Here is a 17,424-nt window from a genome sequence, read left to right as displayed (position 1 = left end):
GCGTTATAAAATAAGACCAACCACAAACTCGACGGCTTCCCTTCGCTGGCATTACCCAGATCAGGTTCAGAGGGTGTTTCTCACCCGATTGCCCTGTTAATAAATTAACAGAGGCAATCAGGACCCCTAGCATTTTGTTGACTTGCAATGATTCCAAGTCAGCGAACTGAATTCTAACACCGACAACCTGAGCGGCGTAAAGATTTATATCTGATATTGGAAGGCCTGCTTATACCTTTTTTCAACTTTTTATACGGCATGTTATTCCAATTCCAATTAATTGCCAGACGATAAATGCATTTTCAGACGTTAATGCAAGGTGGGTAGCGACAATTATGGTGCACGTGCCTAAATATGTTGGCCTCAAGTGGCGAACCAAACCGCAGCGTCCTTTATAATCGTTGTTTTAGCAAATAACACCACTAAATCATGGAATTAGCCAAGTCTTTCGACCCTGCCGAGATTGAACAATTCTGGCGTAGCGAGTGGGAAAAACGCGGGTATTTTGCCGCGACCACAGATGTAAGCAAACCGTCGTTCAGCATCCAGTTACCGCCACCAAATGTCACTGGCACCTTGCACATGGGCCACGCATTCAATCAGACCATCATGGATGGCCTGGTGCGTTATCACCGCATGCGCGGTTTTAATACCGCTTGGATTCCTGGCACGGACCACGCGGGCATCGCCACGCAAATTGTCGTCGAGCGCCAACTTGATGCGCAAAAAGTATCGCGTCATGATTTAGGTCGTGAAAAATTCATCGAAAAAGTATGGGAATGGAAAGAAAAGTCCGGCTCCGCCATTACGGCGCAGATGCGGCGCCTCGGCTCATCCGCTGACTGGGACCGTGAATATTTCACAATGGATCCAGGTTTATCCGGCACCGTGACAGAGGTGTTTGTACGCCTGTTCGAACAAGGGCTGATCTACCGCGGCAAACGCCTGGTTAACTGGGATCCGATGCTTGGCACCGCTGTTTCCGATCTGGAAGTTGTGTCCGAAGAAGAAGACGGCTCGATGTGGTACATCCGTTATCCATTGGTCGACGGAAGTGGTCACTTGACCGTCGCAACGACCCGCCCGGAAACCATGCTGGGCGACGCCGCTGTCGCGGTTGATCCTACTGATGAGCGGTATACCCATCTGATTGGCAAGATGCTGATGTTGCCATTGTGCGGTCGAGAAATTCCCATCATTGCCGACGAATACGTCGATAAAGAATTCGGTACCGGCTGTGTCAAGATCACCCCCGCGCATGATTTTAACGATTATGCCGTCGGTCAACGGCACAGTCTGGACAAGATGAGCATCCTGACTCTGGATGCAAAAATCAATGAATTCGCACCGCAGCAGTATCAGGGCATGGACCGGTTTGCCGCACGCAAACAAATCGTCGCTGACCTGGATGCGCTAGGCCTGCTGGAATCGGTCAAACCACATAAACTCATGGTTCCACGCGGAGACCGCACCGGCGTTGTAATCGAGCCGATGCTGACCGACCAATGGTTTGTTGCGATGAGCAAACCGGCACCGGAAGGTACGCACTTCCCCGGCAAATCGATTGCCGAAGTCGCGCTGGAAAAAGTCGCAAGCGGTGAGATCAAGATGGTGCCGGAGAACTGGACCACAACTTATAATCAATGGCTCAACAATATCCAGGACTGGTGCGTTTCGCGTCAGTTGTGGTGGGGCCATCAAATTCCCGCATGGTACGACGAAGACGGAAAGATCTACGTCGCCCGGACTGAAGCGGAAGCGCAGGCGCAGGCTGGTGATAAGACAATCCGACGTGATGACGACGTTCTCGATACCTGGTTCTCTTCGGCATTAATCCCTTTTTCCACGTTGGGGTGGCCGGAAGAAACACCTGATTACAAAATGTTCCTCCCTTCGTCAGTCCTGGTGACCGGTTTTGACATCATCTTCTTTTGGGTGGCGCGAATGGTCATGATGACTACCCACTTCACTGGAAAAGTACCGTTCGGCACCGTGTATGTTCACGGTCTGGTGCGCGACGGTAGCGGCCAGAAGATGTCAAAATCGAAGGGAAACACATTAGATCCTATCGACCTGATCGATGGCATTGATGTAGAAACTTTGGTTGCCAAACGCACCACCGGCCTGATGAATCCGAAGCAGGCCGACAGCATTGCCAAGGCGACGCGCAAGGAATTTGCGGATGGCATTCCCGCTTTTGGTACTGACGCACTGCGATTTACCTTCGCCTCCCTTGCCACGCTCGGACGCAATATCAATTTCGATCTGAGCCGTTGCGATGGCTATCGGAATTTCTGCAACAAATTGTGGAATGCGACACGCTTCGTGCTCATGAACACGGAAGGCAAAGATTGCGGGTTTGACGGTCATACTGCTGGCGAATGCAACAAGGAGAAATTAGACTTCTCTTATGCGGATCGTTGGATTGTTTCCCAATTACAACGCACTGAAATGGAAATCGCCAAGGGTTTCACAGACTACCGTTTCGATAATATTTCGTCTGCGATCTATAAATTTGTCTGGGATGAGTATTGCGACTGGTATCTGGAGGTGGCAAAAATTCAGATGCAAAATGGTTCTCCGGCGCAACAACAAGCCACCCGGCGAACCTTGTTGCGGGTCCTGGAAACTGTTTTACGACTTGCCCATCCGATCATTCCTTTTGTGACTGAAGCACTGTGGCAAAGCGTTGCGCCACTGACCGGGCATGTGATGGACGCAGCAGGCGATTCGATCATGCGTCAATCCTACCCAGAGGCACGCCCAGACAAAATCGATGAAAAGGCCGAAGCGTGGATGACCGAATTAAAATCTCTGACCGATGCTTGTCGCAATCTGCGGGGGGAAATGCAACTCTCTCCAGCCTTGCGGATACCACTGATTATTGCTGGAGATGCGGACCATCAGGAAGCACTGAAAGCATTTGTACCTTACCTGCAAGGATTGGCGAAGTTATCTGAAGTGCAAGTATTAGAGGACTTCCCCGAGTCTCCTGCACCTGTTTCCATTGTCGGCAATGCTAAGCTCATGCTGAAGGTTGAAATTGATGTTGCCGCTGAACGTGAACGCCTTACCAAGGAAATCACCCGGTTGGACGCAGAAATTACAAAAGCACAGGCGAAGCTAAGTAACGAAAGCTTTGTGGCCCGAGCTCCCGCGCAAGTTGTTGCACAAGAACAGGAGCGTGTAGCTAATTTTACTGCGGTCTTGGTTAAACTAAATGAGCAGTTTGCCAAACTGAAGGACTAAAACGGCTCACAAGGTTGGTTGCATTAGAACACCCTGTAAATAATCATTGTGCGTAAGTAGACCATTCCGCTTACGCACAACAAAAAAATAAGGGAGACATGCATGAAAAAAAATTCAGTTAGCATCCTCGCGGCCGGCTTGCTTCTCACAATCAGCGCCGTTGCCCAAACCACGTCGCCGGTCGGACTATGGAAAACGATCGATGACACGTCCGGCAAGCCATCAGCCTTAATTCGAATAACCGATTCGGGCGGCGAATTGTCTGGAAAGATCGAAAAACTTTTCCGCCAACCGAATGAAGAGCTTAATCCGAAGTGTATTAAATGTGAAGGCGATAACAAGGATAAGCCCATCGTTGGCTTAACGATGTTGCAAGGCATGAAAGCGGACGGACCTGATTACAGCGGCGGCACCATTTTGGACCCGGCCAATGGCAAAGTATATAAAAGCAAAATGACGCTTATTGATGATGGCAAAAAGCTGAATGTACGTGGATATATCGGAGTACCCCTGCTTGGGCGAACCCAGACCTGGATTCGCGAAGAGTAAAAATGGGGTGCTTGGTAAGTCTGTATTCGCATCAAAGAAATGCCGCGCAACGGAGTATTGCACGGCATTTTTTTATTCACATATGATGTTACGAACGACGAATGGTGCTTCTTCGTCTATGTGAAAGATAGGGTTAATCCCGGCAACGCGACTCCCGAAAACGCTGTCACCCATGTTTGGCCGCGTTGTACCGGATAGGCATCGGTCCAGGTACCCGTCGTAATGATCTCGCCAGCTGAAAGAGGAGCAAACTGGGGCTGGGTTTTGAGTAACTGATGCAAATGCCACAACGCATGCAGCGGACTGTCGAGTACGTCACTGCCGAAGCCTGCACCGCATAGCGTCACCGACGCTTCTGTGCAACAGGATAAAGAAACGCTGGCATTGGCTAAAATGTCACCCAGATTGCGCCTCGTTGCGGTCGACAAAACGTGCGGCTCACCGATAATCAATGTGCCGTGCAAGCCAAAAGCCGCGATCGCATCCGCAGCCTCAAATTTCCAGTCCGGAAACGGGCACACCACTATCTCAAACGCGTGTGCCATCCATTCGATGCAATCGGCCAGATCATTGAGACTCGCATCGGGATCCGGAGTAGTTGCTAACTTGAAGACGATCTCAGGCTCGATTCGGGGTTGCACCGCCCCTTCAAGACTTTGAATTCCGCGATTATCCTCAGCAAAACGCACCGTACTATCGAAAATATGCGCCCACATCAGGGACTCAATCGGACGATTTACGCCATATTTCGACCATAACGTTCGATTCGTGAAGCCCAATTTACGTCCTGTAGGAACCTCTCCACGATCGATGCTGGCATCCAGGATACGCTTCGATATGTCATATCCGTCAACGACCAATAATTCCTCGCCATTTGATAAGGGGGGTAGTAATCGCGCGCTAGCGCGTGCGTCGATAAGTTGATGTGCGTACCGATTGACTTTGGTGGACATGAGCATGGTTCGCTTACACTAATTGGTGAAGACTATGACATTGTCAGTGACGTTTAATTTTTACACAAGCTTCTTATCAAACGCGGGATTTTTGTAGATATCGATCTAGCTGCGCAGCAAAACTATGTCGATCATTCTGGCTAAAAGTTGCCGGACCGCCGGTATCGACACCCGACTCGCGCAACTCCTCCAACATTTTTCGCATCATCAAACTCTGCTGGATATTGTCGCGCGTATAGAACTCGCCCCGAGGATTAAGTGCATCGCCACCACCCGCGAGTACTTCGGCGGCCAGCGGAATGTCTGCCGTAATCACCAGGTCTCCGGGACTTAACAAACGCACTATTTCTTGATCGGCAGCATCAAAATGGGCCGGCACCTGAATCGCTTTGATAAAGCGGGACGGTGGGACGCGCAACAACTTATTAGCAACAAGCGTAATCACAATTTGACGTCGATCTGCGACCCGGAATAATATTTCCTTGACGACATTGGGACAGGCGTCGGCATCAATCCATATCTGAAACGTTGATATAGGTGATGCAATAACGTCTTGATTTAGGTGCTGGTTAATTTTGCACCTGCAATCTTGAGATCATCCATTTATCCCCACAACTCGCCGTTGGGACCAGTCTTTGGCGCGCTTACACCGAAGTGGGCGTAGGCGGCGGGCGTAGCAATCCGACCTCTCGGGGTTCGCTGCAGAAATCCTTGCTGTATCAAATAGGGTTCCAGCACGTCTTCAATGGTGTCACGTTCCTCCCCGATTGCAGCTGCCAAATTATCCAGCCCGACAGGACCGCCGCCAAATTTAAAAAGTACCGCTTCGAGCAGTTTCCGGTCCATCACATCGAAACCTACAGGATCAACGTCCAACATGACTAATGCTGCATCGGCGATGGCCTTGGTGATTTCACCGTTACCCTTCACCTCTGCATAATCGCGAACACGCCGTAGCAAGCGGTTAGCAATACGTGGCGTGCCGCGACTGCGCTTAGCAATTTCAAACGCGCCGTCTCCAATTATCGGTGCGTTAAGTAAAGCCGAACTCCGTGTGACGATCTTGGTTAATTCTTCCGGCGTATAAAATTCCAGCCTCGCAACAATCCCAAACCGATCGCGTAATGGGTTCGTCAGCATGCCGGCCCGCGTAGTTGCCCCGACGAGCGTAAACGGCTGCAAGTCCAGGCGGACTGAGCGCGCAGCCGGACCTTCTCCGATCATAATATCAATTTGATAATCTTCGAGAGCAGGATAAAGAATCTCTTCAACCACCGGTGAAAGCCGATGAATTTCATCGATAAAGAGAACGTCGTTCGCTTCAAGGTTGGTCAGCAACGCTGCCAGATCACCTGCGCGTTCAAGCACCGGGCCTGAGGTTTGACGTAAATTTACCCCCATTTCGCGGGCGATGATGTGAGCGAGGGTCGTTTTACCAAGCCCGGGCGGACCGAACAGAAGCGTGTGATCCAATGCCTCTTTACGCTGACGCGCTGCAGTAATAAAAATTTCCAGCTGCTCACGAATTTTTTGCTGGCCTACATATTCATCCAGATGCTTCGGTCGCAGCGCACGCTCGATGGCCTCTTCATTTGGAGAGGCCGGCGTCGCTGCGATAATTCGCTGCTCGGTAAAATCGTCGGTTTGAATGCTCATAGGCGAATTGTAGCCGGACTGAAAGGTTTAGATACAGTTAGTACAGCCGAATTGGAATTATAAGGAACGATGAGAAACCTTTGCTGCGCCGCCTGACAAAGGTGGAAAACCATACATTTTTGACCTCATTCCGGCACTTTACAACTTCGATAGCGCTTTTAAGGCTAATTTGATGCCGTCAGATACAGTGACGTCATCCGGAATTTGCTTCAAAGCCAACAAAGCCTCTTTGTCCGAATAGCCTAACGCGACTAACGCATTCAAAATATCGCCTGTCACGACACTAACCGGATGGCCGCCGACGGCGCCGATATCAGCACCGAGTTTGCCTTTTAGTTCCAGCAATAACCGCTCGGCGGTTTTTTTACCAATGCCCGGTACTTTGGTCAGGCGTCCAGCCTCTTGCAGAGTAATCGCCTGGGCTAAGTCGTGTACAGACATTCCGGACAGAATCGAAAGAGCCATCCGCGCGCCGACGCCGCTAATTTTGATTAACTGCTTGAATACGTTGCGTTCTTCCGCGCTGCCGAAGCCAAACAGGACATGCGCATCTTCACGTATCGCCAGATGCGTTAGCAAGATGACGCGCTCCCCTATGGCGGGAAGATTATAAAAGGTGCTCATCGGCACTGCGACCTCATAACCCACCCCGTTGCAATCAACGAGCAGTTGCGGCGGATTTTTTTCGAGCAACATCCCGGAGAGTCGACCTATCATCTTAGTAGCACCTTAGGCTTAATGTAGCTGAAATCATACAGGACAACTGGTTAAAAACCCAGTAGTTGTGTGCTTGTTTGCGGGTTTTGGTGCATTGTGGACATGCTGAGACTTTGCACATGGGATCGGGACAAATATCCAGCTGACGATTGTGGCCATTTTTTTGGATCGCGATGCAAATCTTAAAATTTTGTATGTACTCATCCACGCTCTTGTATGACCTAATATGCGGAAATTACTTAACTTACATTGCCTCAGTGCATTTGTTCTCTATTTTTGTTATATGTTCGCTCATTCAGTGACCAGAACTAAACGCAGGAAAGCCACTATGAAATCTGGTTAGGTGTCCTGGAGAGCTAACCACTTGACCACGCGTTTCAGAATGCTGTAGGTATCAGCGATGGGACCTAAATAGCGTATCTTAATTGATCGAGTGCTGTGCGATATTCCGATCCGCCGGAGATGGGTAGTGTTCTGAGGCATGCTGTGCTGGAGGGTGCGGTGCTGGAAGATGCTGTGCTGTGCTGGCGGGTGCTGTGCTGTGCCGTGCTGTGCCGTGCTGTGCTGTGCCGTGCCGTGCTGCAAGATAAGTGCTAAATCGATTCCACCAAGCAAAAACCCTCCCCGATTTCTCGGAGAGGGTTTTCTAATAAGAGCCTGACGATGACCTACTTTCACACTGGTTGCAGCACTATCATCGGCGCAAAGTCGTTTCACGGTCCTGTTCGGGATGGGAAGGGGTGGTACCAACTCGCTATGGTCATCAGGCATAAACTGTAGTGTCATTTGTTCCCAATAGGGCAACAAACAACGCAATCTAGAAGAAGTAAAGGTCTTGTTTCTTGTGCGATGCTGACAAGGGTATGTCGGCACCGCACTGGGTATGATTGCACTTTTCAGGCAAACACATATCTCATTAGCTTACCCACAACCTGCTAAGGTTATAGGGACAAGCCTCACGGGCAATTAGTACTGGTTAGCTTAACGTATTACTACGCTTCCACACCCAGCCTATCAACGTCCTGGTCTCGAACGACCCTTTAGGGGAATCTAGTTCCCGGGAAATATCATCTCAAGGCAAGTTTCCCGCTTAGATGCTTTCAGCGGTTATCTCTTCCGAACTTAGCTACCCGGCAATGCCACTGGCGTGACAACCGGTACACCAGAGGTTCGTCCACTCCGGTCCTCTCGTACTAGGAGCAGCCCCCTTCAAATTTCCAACGCCCACGGCAGATAGGGACCAAACTGTCTCACGACGTTTTAAACCCAGCTCACGTACCACTTTAAATGGCGAACAGCCATACCCTTGGGACCGGCTACAGCCCCAGGATGTGATGAGCCGACATCGAGGTGCCAAACTCCCCCGTCGATATGAACTCTTGGGAGGAATCAGCCTGTTATCCCCAGAGTACCTTTTATCCGTTGAGCGATGGCCCTTCCATACAGAACCACCGGATCACTATGTCCTACTTTCGTACCTGCTCGACTTGTCAGTCTCGCAGTTAAGCACGCTTATGCCATTGCACTAACAGCACGATGTCCGACCGTGCCTAGCGTACCTTCGAACTCCTCCGTTACACTTTGGGAGGAGACCGCCCCAGTCAAACTGCCTACCATGCACTGTCCCCGATCCGGATAACGGACCAAGGTTAGAATCTCAAACAAACCAGGGTGGTATTTCAAGGTTGGCTCCACGCAAACTAGCGTTCACGCTTCAAAGCCTCCCACCTATCCTACACAGATTGGTTCAAAATTCAATGCAAAGCTACAGTAAAGGTTCATGGGGTCTTTCCGTCTAGCCGCGGGTAGATTGCATCATCACAAACATTTCAACTTCGCTGAGTCTCGGGAGGAGACAGTGTGGCCATCGTTACTCCATTCGTGCAGGTCGGAACTTACCCGACAAGGAATTTCGCTACCTTAGGACCGTTATAGTTACGGCCGCCGTTTACTGGGACTTCAATCAAGAGCTTGCACCCCATCATTTAATCTTCCAGCACCGGGCAGGAGTCACACCATATACGTCCACTTTCGTGTTTGCATAGTGCTGTGTTTTTATTAAACAGTCGCAGCCACCTTTTTATTGCAGCCCTTTCACCCTTCTGGCGCGAGCCAGTCAAGCTACCGGGGCGTACCTTATCCCGAAGTTACGGTACAAATTTGCCGAGTTCCTTCTCCCGAGTTCTCTCAAGCGCCTTAGAATACTCATCTCGCCCACCTGTGTCGGTTTGCGGTACGGTCTCGTGTGACTGAAGCTTAGAGGCTTTTCTTGGAACCACTTCCGATTGCTTCACGAATAAATTCGCTCGTCTCAACCCCTTGAATTACGCTGCCGGATTTGCCTAACAGCCTTCTCTGAGCCAAAAACCGACTATTCCAACAGTCGGACAACCTTCCGCGATCCGTCCCCCCATCGCATCACACGACGGTGCAGGAATATTAACCTGCTTCCCATCAGCTACGCATCTCTGCCTCGCCTTAGGGGCCGACTCACCCTGCTCCGATGAACGTTGAACAGGAAACCTTGGGCTTACGGCGTGGAGGCTTTTCACCCCCATTATCGCTACTCATGTCAGCATTCGCACTTCTGATACCTCCAGCATCCTTTACAAGACACCTTCGCAGGCTTACAGAACGCTCTCCTACCATATCAATAAATTGATATCCGCAGCTTCGGTGACTGGCTTAGCCCCGTTACATCTTCCGCGCAGGACGACTCGATCAGTGAGCTATTACGCTTTCTTTAAAGGATGGCTGCTTCTAAGCCAACCTCCTGACTGTTTTAGCCTTCCCACTTCGTTTGCCACTTAGCCAATCTTTGGGACCTTAGCTGGCGGTCTGGGTTGTTTCCCTCTTGACGTCGGACGTTAGCACCCGGCGTCTGTCTCCCAAGCTCGCACTCATCGGTATTCGGAGTTTGCAATGGGTTGGTAATTCGCAATGAACCCCTAGCCATAACAGTGCTCTACCCCCGATGGTGATACTTGAGGCACTACCTAAATAGTTTTCGGAGAGAACCAGCTATTTCCAAGTTTGTTTAGCCTTTCACCCCTACCCACAGCTCATCCCCTAATTTTTCAACATTAGTGGGTTCGGACCTCCAGTGCGTGTTACCGCACCTTCATCCTGGCCATGAGTAGATCACTTGGTTTCGGGTCTACACCCAGCGACTGAACGCCCTATTCGGACTCGATTTCTCTACGCCTTCCCTATACGGTTAAGCTTGCCACTGAATGTAAGTCGCTGACCCATTATACAAAAGGTACGCAGTCACGGAACAAGTCCGCTCCTACTGTTTGTATGCACACGGTTTCAGGATCTATTTCACTCCCCTTCCGGGGTTCTTTTCGCCTTTCCCTCACGGTACTGGTTCACTATCGGTCGATTACGAGTATTTAGCCTTGGAGGATGGTCCCCCCATGTTCAGACAGGATTACACGTGTCCCGCCCTACTTGTCGCACACTTAGTTCCACACCACCGATTTCATGTAAGGGGCTATCACCCTCTATGGCCACTATTTCCAGAGTGTTCCATTATCGCTGATGCTAAATCGTGCAGGCTGTTCCCATTTCGCTCGCCACTACTCTGGGAATCTCGGTTGATTTCTTTTCCTGTAGCTACTTAGATGTTTCAGTTCGCCACGTTCGCCTTGCAACCCTATGTATTCAGGTTGCAATACCCATAAAGGGTGGGTTTCCCCATTCGGAAATCTGCGGATCAAAGCCTGTTTGCTGGCTCCCCGCAGCTTATCGCAAGCTACTACGTCCTTCATCGCCTGTAATCGCCAAGGCATCCACCATGTGCACTTATTCACTTGTCCCTATAACGTTAGCTTCTAAACGCGTTCACGCTTAAAAACCGGTCATAGTATTATTACTTATGAGTATTACTTTAGCGTTTGCCGTATCCAAAGTGTTTTCGCATTTGTCTGCAACTATTACTAGCGCAGACTCTTTTGAGAACTCTTTAATACTTTTTTGATTTGATACAATCATACCCATCCACAATGCTGTCGCACTGCGGACGAATTCTTTACTTCTTCTAAATTGTTAAAGAACAAACAGCCAATGATCGTCTAAAGATCAAACCTAAATCCCTTTTTATTTCACCCTATAACGCGCATGAAATACTGACTTAGGTTTGATTTTTACTTCTACTGATTGCCCCTGCGTTGTGCCGGGTCAAACGTAAATATGGTGGAGGCTAACGGGATCGAACCGATGACCCCCTGCTTGCAAAGCAGGTGCTCTCCCAGCTGAGCTAAGCCCCCATAAATCGTACATCTATCACGTGGTGGGTCTGGTTGGGCTCGAACCAACGACCCCCGCGTTATCAACACGGTGCTCTAACCAACTGAGCTACAGACCCGTCCTGATTAGCACCTACCTAATGATGACTGTTCTTCTTCTAACTAACACACCGATAAGTGTGGACGCTTAATGTCCGTGCAAACTCTAGAAAGGAGGTGATCCAGCCGCACCTTCCGATACGGCTACCTTGTTACGACTTCACCCCAGTCACGAATCCCACCGTGGTAAGCGCCCTCCTTACGGTTAGGCTACCTACTTCTGGTGAAACCCGCTCCCATGGTGTGACGGGCGGTGTGTACAAGACCCGGGAACGTATTCACCGCGACATGCTGATCCGCGATTACTAGCGATTCCAACTTCATGTAGTCGAGTTGCAGACTACAATCCGGACTACGATACACTTTCTGGGATTAGCTCCCCCTCGCGGGTTGGCGGCCCTCTGTATGTACCATTGTATGACGTGTGAAGCCCTACCCATAAGGGCCATGAGGACTTGACGTCATCCCCACCTTCCTCCGGTTTGTCACCGGCAGTCTCATTAGAGTGCCCTTTCGTAGCAACTAATGACAAGGGTTGCGCTCGTTGCGGGACTTAACCCAACATCTCACGACACGAGCTGACGACAGCCATGCAGCACCTGTGTACTGGTTCTCTTTCAAGCACTCCCTGATCTCTCAAGGATTCCAGCCATGTCAAGGGTAGGTAAGGTTTTTCGCGTTGCATCGAATTAATCCACATCATCCACCGCTTGTGCGGGTCCCCGTCAATTCCTTTGAGTTTTAATCTTGCGACCGTACTCCCCAGGCGGTCTACTTCACGCGTTAGCTGCGTTACCAAGTCAATTAAGACCCGACAACTAGTAGACATCGTTTAGGGCGTGGACTACCAGGGTATCTAATCCTGTTTGCTCCCCACGCTTTCGTGCATGAGCGTCAGTGTTATCCCAGGGGGCTGCCTTCGCCATCGGTATTCCTCCACATCTCTACGCATTTCACTGCTACACGTGGAATTCTACCCCCCTCTGACACACTCTAGCCTTCCAGTCACAAATGCCATTCCCAGGTTAAGCCCGGGGATTTCACACCTGTCTTAAAAAACCGCCTGCGCACGCTTTACGCCCAGTAATTCCGATTAACGCTTGCACCCTACGTATTACCGCGGCTGCTGGCACGTAGTTAGCCGGTGCTTATTCTTCAGGTACCGTCATTAGCCCCAGGTATTAACCAAGACCGTTTCTTCCCTGACAAAAGAGCTTTACAACCCGAAGGCCTTCTTCACTCACGCGGCATTGCTGGATCAGGCTTGCGCCCATTGTCCAAAATTCCCCACTGCTGCCTCCCGTAGGAGTCTGGGCCGTGTCTCAGTCCCAGTGTGGCTGGTCGTCCTCTCAGACCAGCTACTGATCGAAGCCTTGGTGAGCCTTTACCTCACCAACTAGCTAATCAGATATCGGCCGCTCTGATAACGAGAGGTTCTTGCGAATCCCCCTCTTTCCCCCGTAGGGCGTATGCGGTATTAGCTAATCTTTCGACTAGTTGTCCCCCATTACCAGGCACGTTCCGATATATTACTCACCCGTTCGCCACTCGTCAGCGGAGCAAGCTCCCTGTTACCGTTCGACTTGCATGTGTAAGGCATGCCGCCAGCGTTCAATCTGAGCCAGGATCAAACTCTTCAGTTTAATCTCTGTTTTGTGGCATTGCTGCCTAGCATCGCTGCTATCGCTCACTCAAAATACTGACAGGCTACTTCTCAGATTTGACTCTGCGAAATATCCTATTTTTCTTCTTTTGTGAACATTTAATGTTTTAAGTTATACGCAAATCACCGAAGCAATTAACGCTGCACTTTCATTAAACGCCCACACTTATCGGCTGTTAATTGTTAAAGAACTGTCTCTGTTTTGCGTCACACCGTAGTGTTCGCAGCACCAACAAATCGTTTTGTTTGTCAGCAGCAGAGAGATGAGATTATGTAGCGTTTCGAGCTTTTCGTCAACTTCTTTTTAAATCATTTTTTTCAACAATTTAAAACCAAATCAACTCCTTCTACCACTCAAAACACCCCACTTTACAACCTCGTTCCATCGTCCACTTCGCCCTCAAAACCGCTTGCGCTGTTTCGTGTATTTCGCGTCGTTTTCAACAGAGGCCGAACTATAGCAACACATCTCTAAGCTGGCAAGCGCTTTTATAACAATTTTTAAAGATTTTTGAAAACTGGCGGACGCTTCTCTAAAAATGCCTGCATTCCCTCTTTCTGGTCCTCTGTCGCGAAGGTGCTATGGAACAGTCTACGCTCAAAATTCACCCCCTCGGTCAAGGTGGTTTCATAGGCCCGATTAACCGACTCTTTCACCATCATCACTGCCGGCAGTGACATATTGGCAATGACGGTTGCTGCGGCCAAAGTTTCTGCCATCAACTGATCCAAAGGCACAATCCGCGATACTAACCCTGCTCGCTCTGCCTCAACCGCATCCATCATGCGCGCTGTCAGACACATATCCATCGCTTTGGATTTTGATATCGCACGTGGCAAACGCTGCGTCCCGCCAGCACCGGGAATGACACCTAGTTTAATTTCGGGCTGACCAAATTTTGCGTTGTCTGCCGCAATGATGAAATCGCACATCATTGCCAATTCACATCCGCCACCTAAAGCGAAACCGGCCACCGCAGCAATCACTGGCTTACGAACACGACGTATCTCTTCCCAGTTACGGGTAATGTAATCGCCTTTATAAGCATCCATATAAGAGTAACCCGCCATTGCGCCGATATCGGCACCTGCTGCGAATGCTTTTTCGCTGCCCGTAATAATAATGCAGCCGATTGCGTCATCAGCATCAAACGTTTTCAGGGCTTGCCCCAGCTCAATCATCAGTTGATCATTCAAGGCGTTCAACGCTTTAGGGCGATTCAACCGAATCAGTCCGACTTTTCCTTGCGTTTCAACCAAAATTGCTTCGTATGACATGTTGTCTCCAGTTTTTTGCTGATTGGGGTAAAAGTTAATTGTAGGCTTAAAGATACCAGATGCGGCGAAAGGGTTGAGGGGCCACGGATTAAAGACCGCAATAAAACTGCCCTCATAAGATGCGGAATTTATCAGGCTCAAACATGTCCAACCTTTGCCCTAACAAGTATTATTGCAACTGCGACATCTTAAAAGTGTTACATTTTCTTTATTAACAAAGGGGACACAATGTTCAAAACCATTTTGGTACCGACAGACGGCTCAGTTCTATCAGACAAGGCAATTGCCGCAGCCATTGAGTTTGCAAAATTCGGCAATGGCAAGGTGATTGGCTTATCGGTCGCGGAACCTTATCCGTTTTCACCGATGGCAGAGAGCACGATGGCGGCAGATCCGGGCACATACGAAGAGAATATGTTGGCACTGGCCCAACTACACGTACAAAAAGTTGCCGATGCAGCCAAGGCCGCCGGCGTCGAGTGCGAAGTGCTTACGGCACAAGCATTCAATCCGGATGAAGAAATCATCAATGCCGCCGAAAAATACGGTTGTGACGTTATATTTATGGCGTCCCACGGCAGAAGTGGTTTAAGTCGATTATTTCTTGGTAGCAAAACCCAAAGGGTTTTAGCCCACTCCACCATTCCGGTGCTGGTTCTACGCTGATTTCAGGCCGAAAATAGCGCAGGTTGTCGATGACATCTATATATATGAGGGTGGTCTGCCGGAACGACCTTATATATATAGCGAAAAATAGCGAAAATCCACAAAAAAAGGTCGGCACAAGCTTGTGCCGACCTTCGATGCAAGAATTGTTATCAGACTTCGTCGCTAAATTAGCGACCAGCCATATCCGACAGCTTCGGGAGCAGTACCCACATTGCGCCCCGTTGCTTCATTTTTCCGGCTTTCTCTCCTGCTTCATTCCCAAACCCCCAGAAATAATCTGCGCGCACCGCGCCTTTGATCGCGCCGCCGGTATCTTGAGCAACCACTAATTGCTGGAGCGGCTTAGCGCTATTTGGTTGGGTAGTGGCCAAAAATACGGGAACGCCTAAGGGAATGAAGTGAGGATCCACCGCAATTGAACGCTGCGCCGTCAGCGGCACCCCTTGCGCACCTTTCGGCCCTTGGCTCGGATCCAGCACTTTTTCCTCCTTGAAGAAGACATAACTCGGATTGGAATTCAGTAATTCCTGTTGACGGGAAGGATTCGCCAGCAACCAGGCTTTAATACCCTGAGCAGAGGCTTGCGCCAGGGTTAGCTCACCTTTATCGATCAGGTAACGCCCGATCGACTTATAGGGATACCCATTTTGATCCGCGTAAGCGACCCGCAATATTTGACCATCGGCCATCTGGACACGTCCAGAACCCTGGACTTGCAGGAAAAATGCATCTACCGGATCGTCAACCCAAACGATTTCTTTGCCGCTAAGACTACCTGTTTTGTCCAGCTCGGCCCGGTTCGGATACGGCACCACCTTATTACCTACCAACCGTCCCCGCAAACGCAATCCTTTTAACTCGGGATAGACATTTGCCAAATCTATGGTGAGTAAATCGTCCGGCGCATGATAAAGAGGTGTTTGGTAAACACCCCCGCGCTTGCGCGCCCCGCGCAACAGTGGTTCGTAGTAGCCGGTCACCAGACCGTTGTCGCTACCGTCGGCGTTTATCACCTGGTATGGCGTAAAAAACGCCTCAAAAAATGACCGCACACCACTTTCGCTGGTCACATCGAGATCGCGTGCAATCGTGCACGGCTCAGTCCAGCCCGATCTTCTCGCCATGGTTGAGCAAGACGTCAGGAACGCCGGCATCGCCAAACGTAAATCGTCATTGCGCCAGCCCGGTATCGCCGAAAATGTGCTTAATCGCAGTGTGCCAGGAGGCACTTTTACATCCGGCAAAGGACCGGTGTAAGCTGATGGCGGAAGCTTGTTCTCAGGCGATTTCGGTGAGGTTGGCGAGTTGAGTGGAGGAGAAGTGGAACACGCTGCGAGGCTGAGGGCGACAATTAGCGCTGAAATACGGGCTGAAACGGGTAGACTTATGCGCTTGAATGACATTGAGGATTCTTTATGTGGTTAATAATACTTGAGGCTAGTGCGGCCTTCTTCTTATTCGTGTTTATTGTCTGGTGGACCATGTCAGGCGCCAAACCTGATCACACACCACCACGTAAATCGCCGCCACCAAAGAAAAGTGGCGATAAAAGCGCAACGTAACGCCATCGAACGCTAAGCAAACGACATTTACCCACGCAATACGACGATTATCAATGTCGCCAGACTGTTATCAGCCTGATTGGCGGATTGATGTCTGATTGATGTCTGATTGATGTCTGATTGATGTCCGGTTGATGCCTGCTTGATGCCTCATCCCGCCTGATTGCCACCTGATATTACTTACACCGTGGGCGCAACCGCATTCCCAAACATGCATTAATGCAACGTTCGTGGCAGAGATAAAACAAATTCCGGAACGCGCGACTCGAACTGTTTGCCATCCTCTGCCACGCAAAAAAACTCGCCTGACATGGAGCCCTGCGGCGTTGCCAGCGAAGTTCCGCTGGAGTATTCAAAGTTTTCACCCGGCTGCAGCAAAGGTTGGTGTCCGATTACGCCAAGACCGCGGACTTCCTGGACTTCGCTATTGGCGTTGGTAATGACCCAATGGCGTGAAATAAGTTGCGCTGCCACCTTACCGGTATTTTTGATGGTAATTGCGTAGGCAAAGACATAGTGATTCCGATCTGGTTCAGATTGCTCTTCCAGATACTGGGTTCTGACTGTGACGGTAAATTCGTATGCGGACATGCAATTTTCCTTATTTCAAACAATAGTTTTAGCGCATCTATGGAATTGGCAGACGCACAATGCGACGGCCTCCCAGGATCTGTGGGATCAAGCAGATCATTGCACACGAAATTATCGACCGATGCAAGCACAACGCCGCCAATTTGGCACTCCGGGAGTAAAATAGCCCATCTTTTATGCATCATCTC

General features: G+C 49.9%; 12 protein-coding genes, 2 tRNA genes, 3 rRNA genes and 1 riboswitch. Of the genes, 5 read left to right on the top strand and 12 right to left on the bottom strand.

The window, feature by feature from the left end:
* Window positions 1-20: 20 nt before the first annotated feature.
* Window positions 21-138, bottom strand: a riboswitch (TPP riboswitch).
* A 291-nt stretch (window positions 139-429) separates the two neighbouring features.
* Both JQN73_RS11905 and JQN73_RS11900 read left to right on the top strand, forming a co-directional pair.
* Window positions 430-3,249: a valine--tRNA ligase gene (locus JQN73_RS11905; RefSeq protein WP_205319004.1), complete on the top strand. Its 2,820-nt coding sequence runs from the start codon at window positions 430-432 to the stop codon at window positions 3,247-3,249.
* A 102-nt stretch (window positions 3,250-3,351) separates the two neighbouring features.
* Window positions 3,352-3,798 (top strand): DUF2147 domain-containing protein, encoded by a 447-nt coding sequence (locus JQN73_RS11900; protein ID WP_205319003.1) that lies wholly within the window; start codon window positions 3,352-3,354, stop codon window positions 3,796-3,798.
* A gap of 116 nt (window positions 3,799-3,914) precedes the next feature.
* Here the strand turns inward: JQN73_RS11900 and JQN73_RS11895 are convergent, their stop codons facing one another.
* The 4 genes from JQN73_RS11895 to ruvA form a co-directional block, all read right to left on the bottom strand.
* Window positions 3,915-4,757: a 2-keto-4-pentenoate hydratase gene (locus tag JQN73_RS11895; RefSeq protein WP_205319002.1), complete on the bottom strand. Its 843-nt coding sequence runs from the start codon at window positions 4,755-4,757 to the stop codon at window positions 3,915-3,917.
* 70 nt (window positions 4,758-4,827) lie between these two features.
* Window positions 4,828-5,286 carry a YaiI/YqxD family protein gene (locus JQN73_RS11890; RefSeq protein WP_205323328.1) on the bottom strand — a complete coding sequence of 153 codons (459 nt, stop codon included), beginning with the start codon at window positions 5,284-5,286 and terminating at the stop codon, window positions 4,828-4,830.
* A gap of 68 nt (window positions 5,287-5,354) precedes the next feature.
* On the bottom strand, window positions 5,355-6,407 hold the full coding sequence (gene ruvB, locus JQN73_RS11885) for a Holliday junction branch migration DNA helicase RuvB (protein ID WP_205319001.1): 1,053 nt from the start codon (window positions 6,405-6,407) through the stop codon (window positions 5,355-5,357).
* A gap of 138 nt (window positions 6,408-6,545) precedes the next feature.
* A complete protein-coding gene (gene ruvA / locus JQN73_RS11880; RefSeq protein WP_205319000.1) occupies window positions 6,546-7,124 on the bottom strand; it encodes a Holliday junction branch migration protein RuvA in 579 nt (192 codons plus the stop codon).
* 438 nt (window positions 7,125-7,562) lie between these two features.
* Between ruvA and JQN73_RS11875 the strand changes: the two genes are divergently transcribed.
* Entirely contained in the window at window positions 7,563-7,721 is a 159-nt protein-coding gene (locus tag JQN73_RS11875) for a pentapeptide repeat-containing protein (protein WP_205318999.1), read from the top strand.
* 58 nt (window positions 7,722-7,779) lie between these two features.
* Here JQN73_RS11875 and rrf read toward each other — a convergent pair.
* From rrf to JQN73_RS11845, 6 genes are all read right to left on the bottom strand, one after another.
* A 5S ribosomal RNA gene (rrf, locus tag JQN73_RS11870) occupies window positions 7,780-7,892 on the bottom strand.
* Window positions 7,893-8,069: 177 nt separating this feature from the next.
* Window positions 8,070-10,945, bottom strand: a 23S ribosomal RNA gene (locus JQN73_RS11865).
* Between the two features lie 374 nt (window positions 10,946-11,319).
* Window positions 11,320-11,395, bottom strand: a tRNA-Ala gene (locus JQN73_RS11860).
* A gap of 21 nt (window positions 11,396-11,416) precedes the next feature.
* A tRNA-Ile gene (locus JQN73_RS11855) sits at window positions 11,417-11,493 on the bottom strand.
* A gap of 90 nt (window positions 11,494-11,583) precedes the next feature.
* Window positions 11,584-13,116 (bottom strand): 16S ribosomal RNA (locus JQN73_RS11850).
* The 16S, 23S and 5S rRNA genes sit together here with 2 tRNA genes alongside, the layout of an rRNA operon.
* Before the next feature lie 521 nt (window positions 13,117-13,637).
* Window positions 13,638-14,414: an enoyl-CoA hydratase gene (locus tag JQN73_RS11845; RefSeq protein ID WP_205318998.1), complete on the bottom strand. Its 777-nt coding sequence runs from the start codon at window positions 14,412-14,414 to the stop codon at window positions 13,638-13,640.
* A gap of 228 nt (window positions 14,415-14,642) precedes the next feature.
* Here JQN73_RS11845 and JQN73_RS11840 point away from each other — a divergent pair, with 228 nt between their 5' ends.
* On the top strand, window positions 14,643-15,080 hold the full coding sequence (locus tag JQN73_RS11840; RefSeq protein ID WP_205318997.1) for a universal stress protein: 438 nt from the start codon (window positions 14,643-14,645) through the stop codon (window positions 15,078-15,080).
* Window positions 15,081-15,250: 170 nt separating this feature from the next.
* Here JQN73_RS11840 and JQN73_RS11835 read toward each other — a convergent pair whose 3' ends face one another.
* A complete protein-coding gene (locus tag JQN73_RS11835) occupies window positions 15,251-16,486 on the bottom strand; it encodes a murein transglycosylase A (RefSeq protein WP_205318996.1) in 1,236 nt (411 codons plus the stop codon).
* 12 nt (window positions 16,487-16,498) lie between these two features.
* Here JQN73_RS11835 and JQN73_RS11830 point away from each other — a divergent pair, with 12 nt between their 5' ends.
* Window positions 16,499-16,645, top strand: a complete 147-nt coding sequence (locus JQN73_RS11830) for a hypothetical protein (protein ID WP_205318995.1) — start codon at window positions 16,499-16,501, stop codon at window positions 16,643-16,645.
* A gap of 216 nt (window positions 16,646-16,861) precedes the next feature.
* Here the strand turns inward: JQN73_RS11830 and apaG are convergent, their stop codons facing one another.
* Window positions 16,862-17,236: a Co2+/Mg2+ efflux protein ApaG gene (gene apaG / locus JQN73_RS11825; protein ID WP_205318994.1), complete on the bottom strand. Its 375-nt coding sequence runs from the start codon at window positions 17,234-17,236 to the stop codon at window positions 16,862-16,864.
* Window positions 17,237-17,424 lie beyond the last annotated feature (188 nt).

The organism is Glaciimonas sp. PAMC28666 (assembly GCF_016917355.1).
In the GTDB taxonomy this organism is placed as follows: Bacteria; Pseudomonadota; Gammaproteobacteria; order Burkholderiales; family Burkholderiaceae_D; genus Glaciimonas.
The sequence above is the reverse complement of the archived record's forward strand: the minus strand, read 5'-3'. Positions and strand labels throughout refer to the sequence as shown.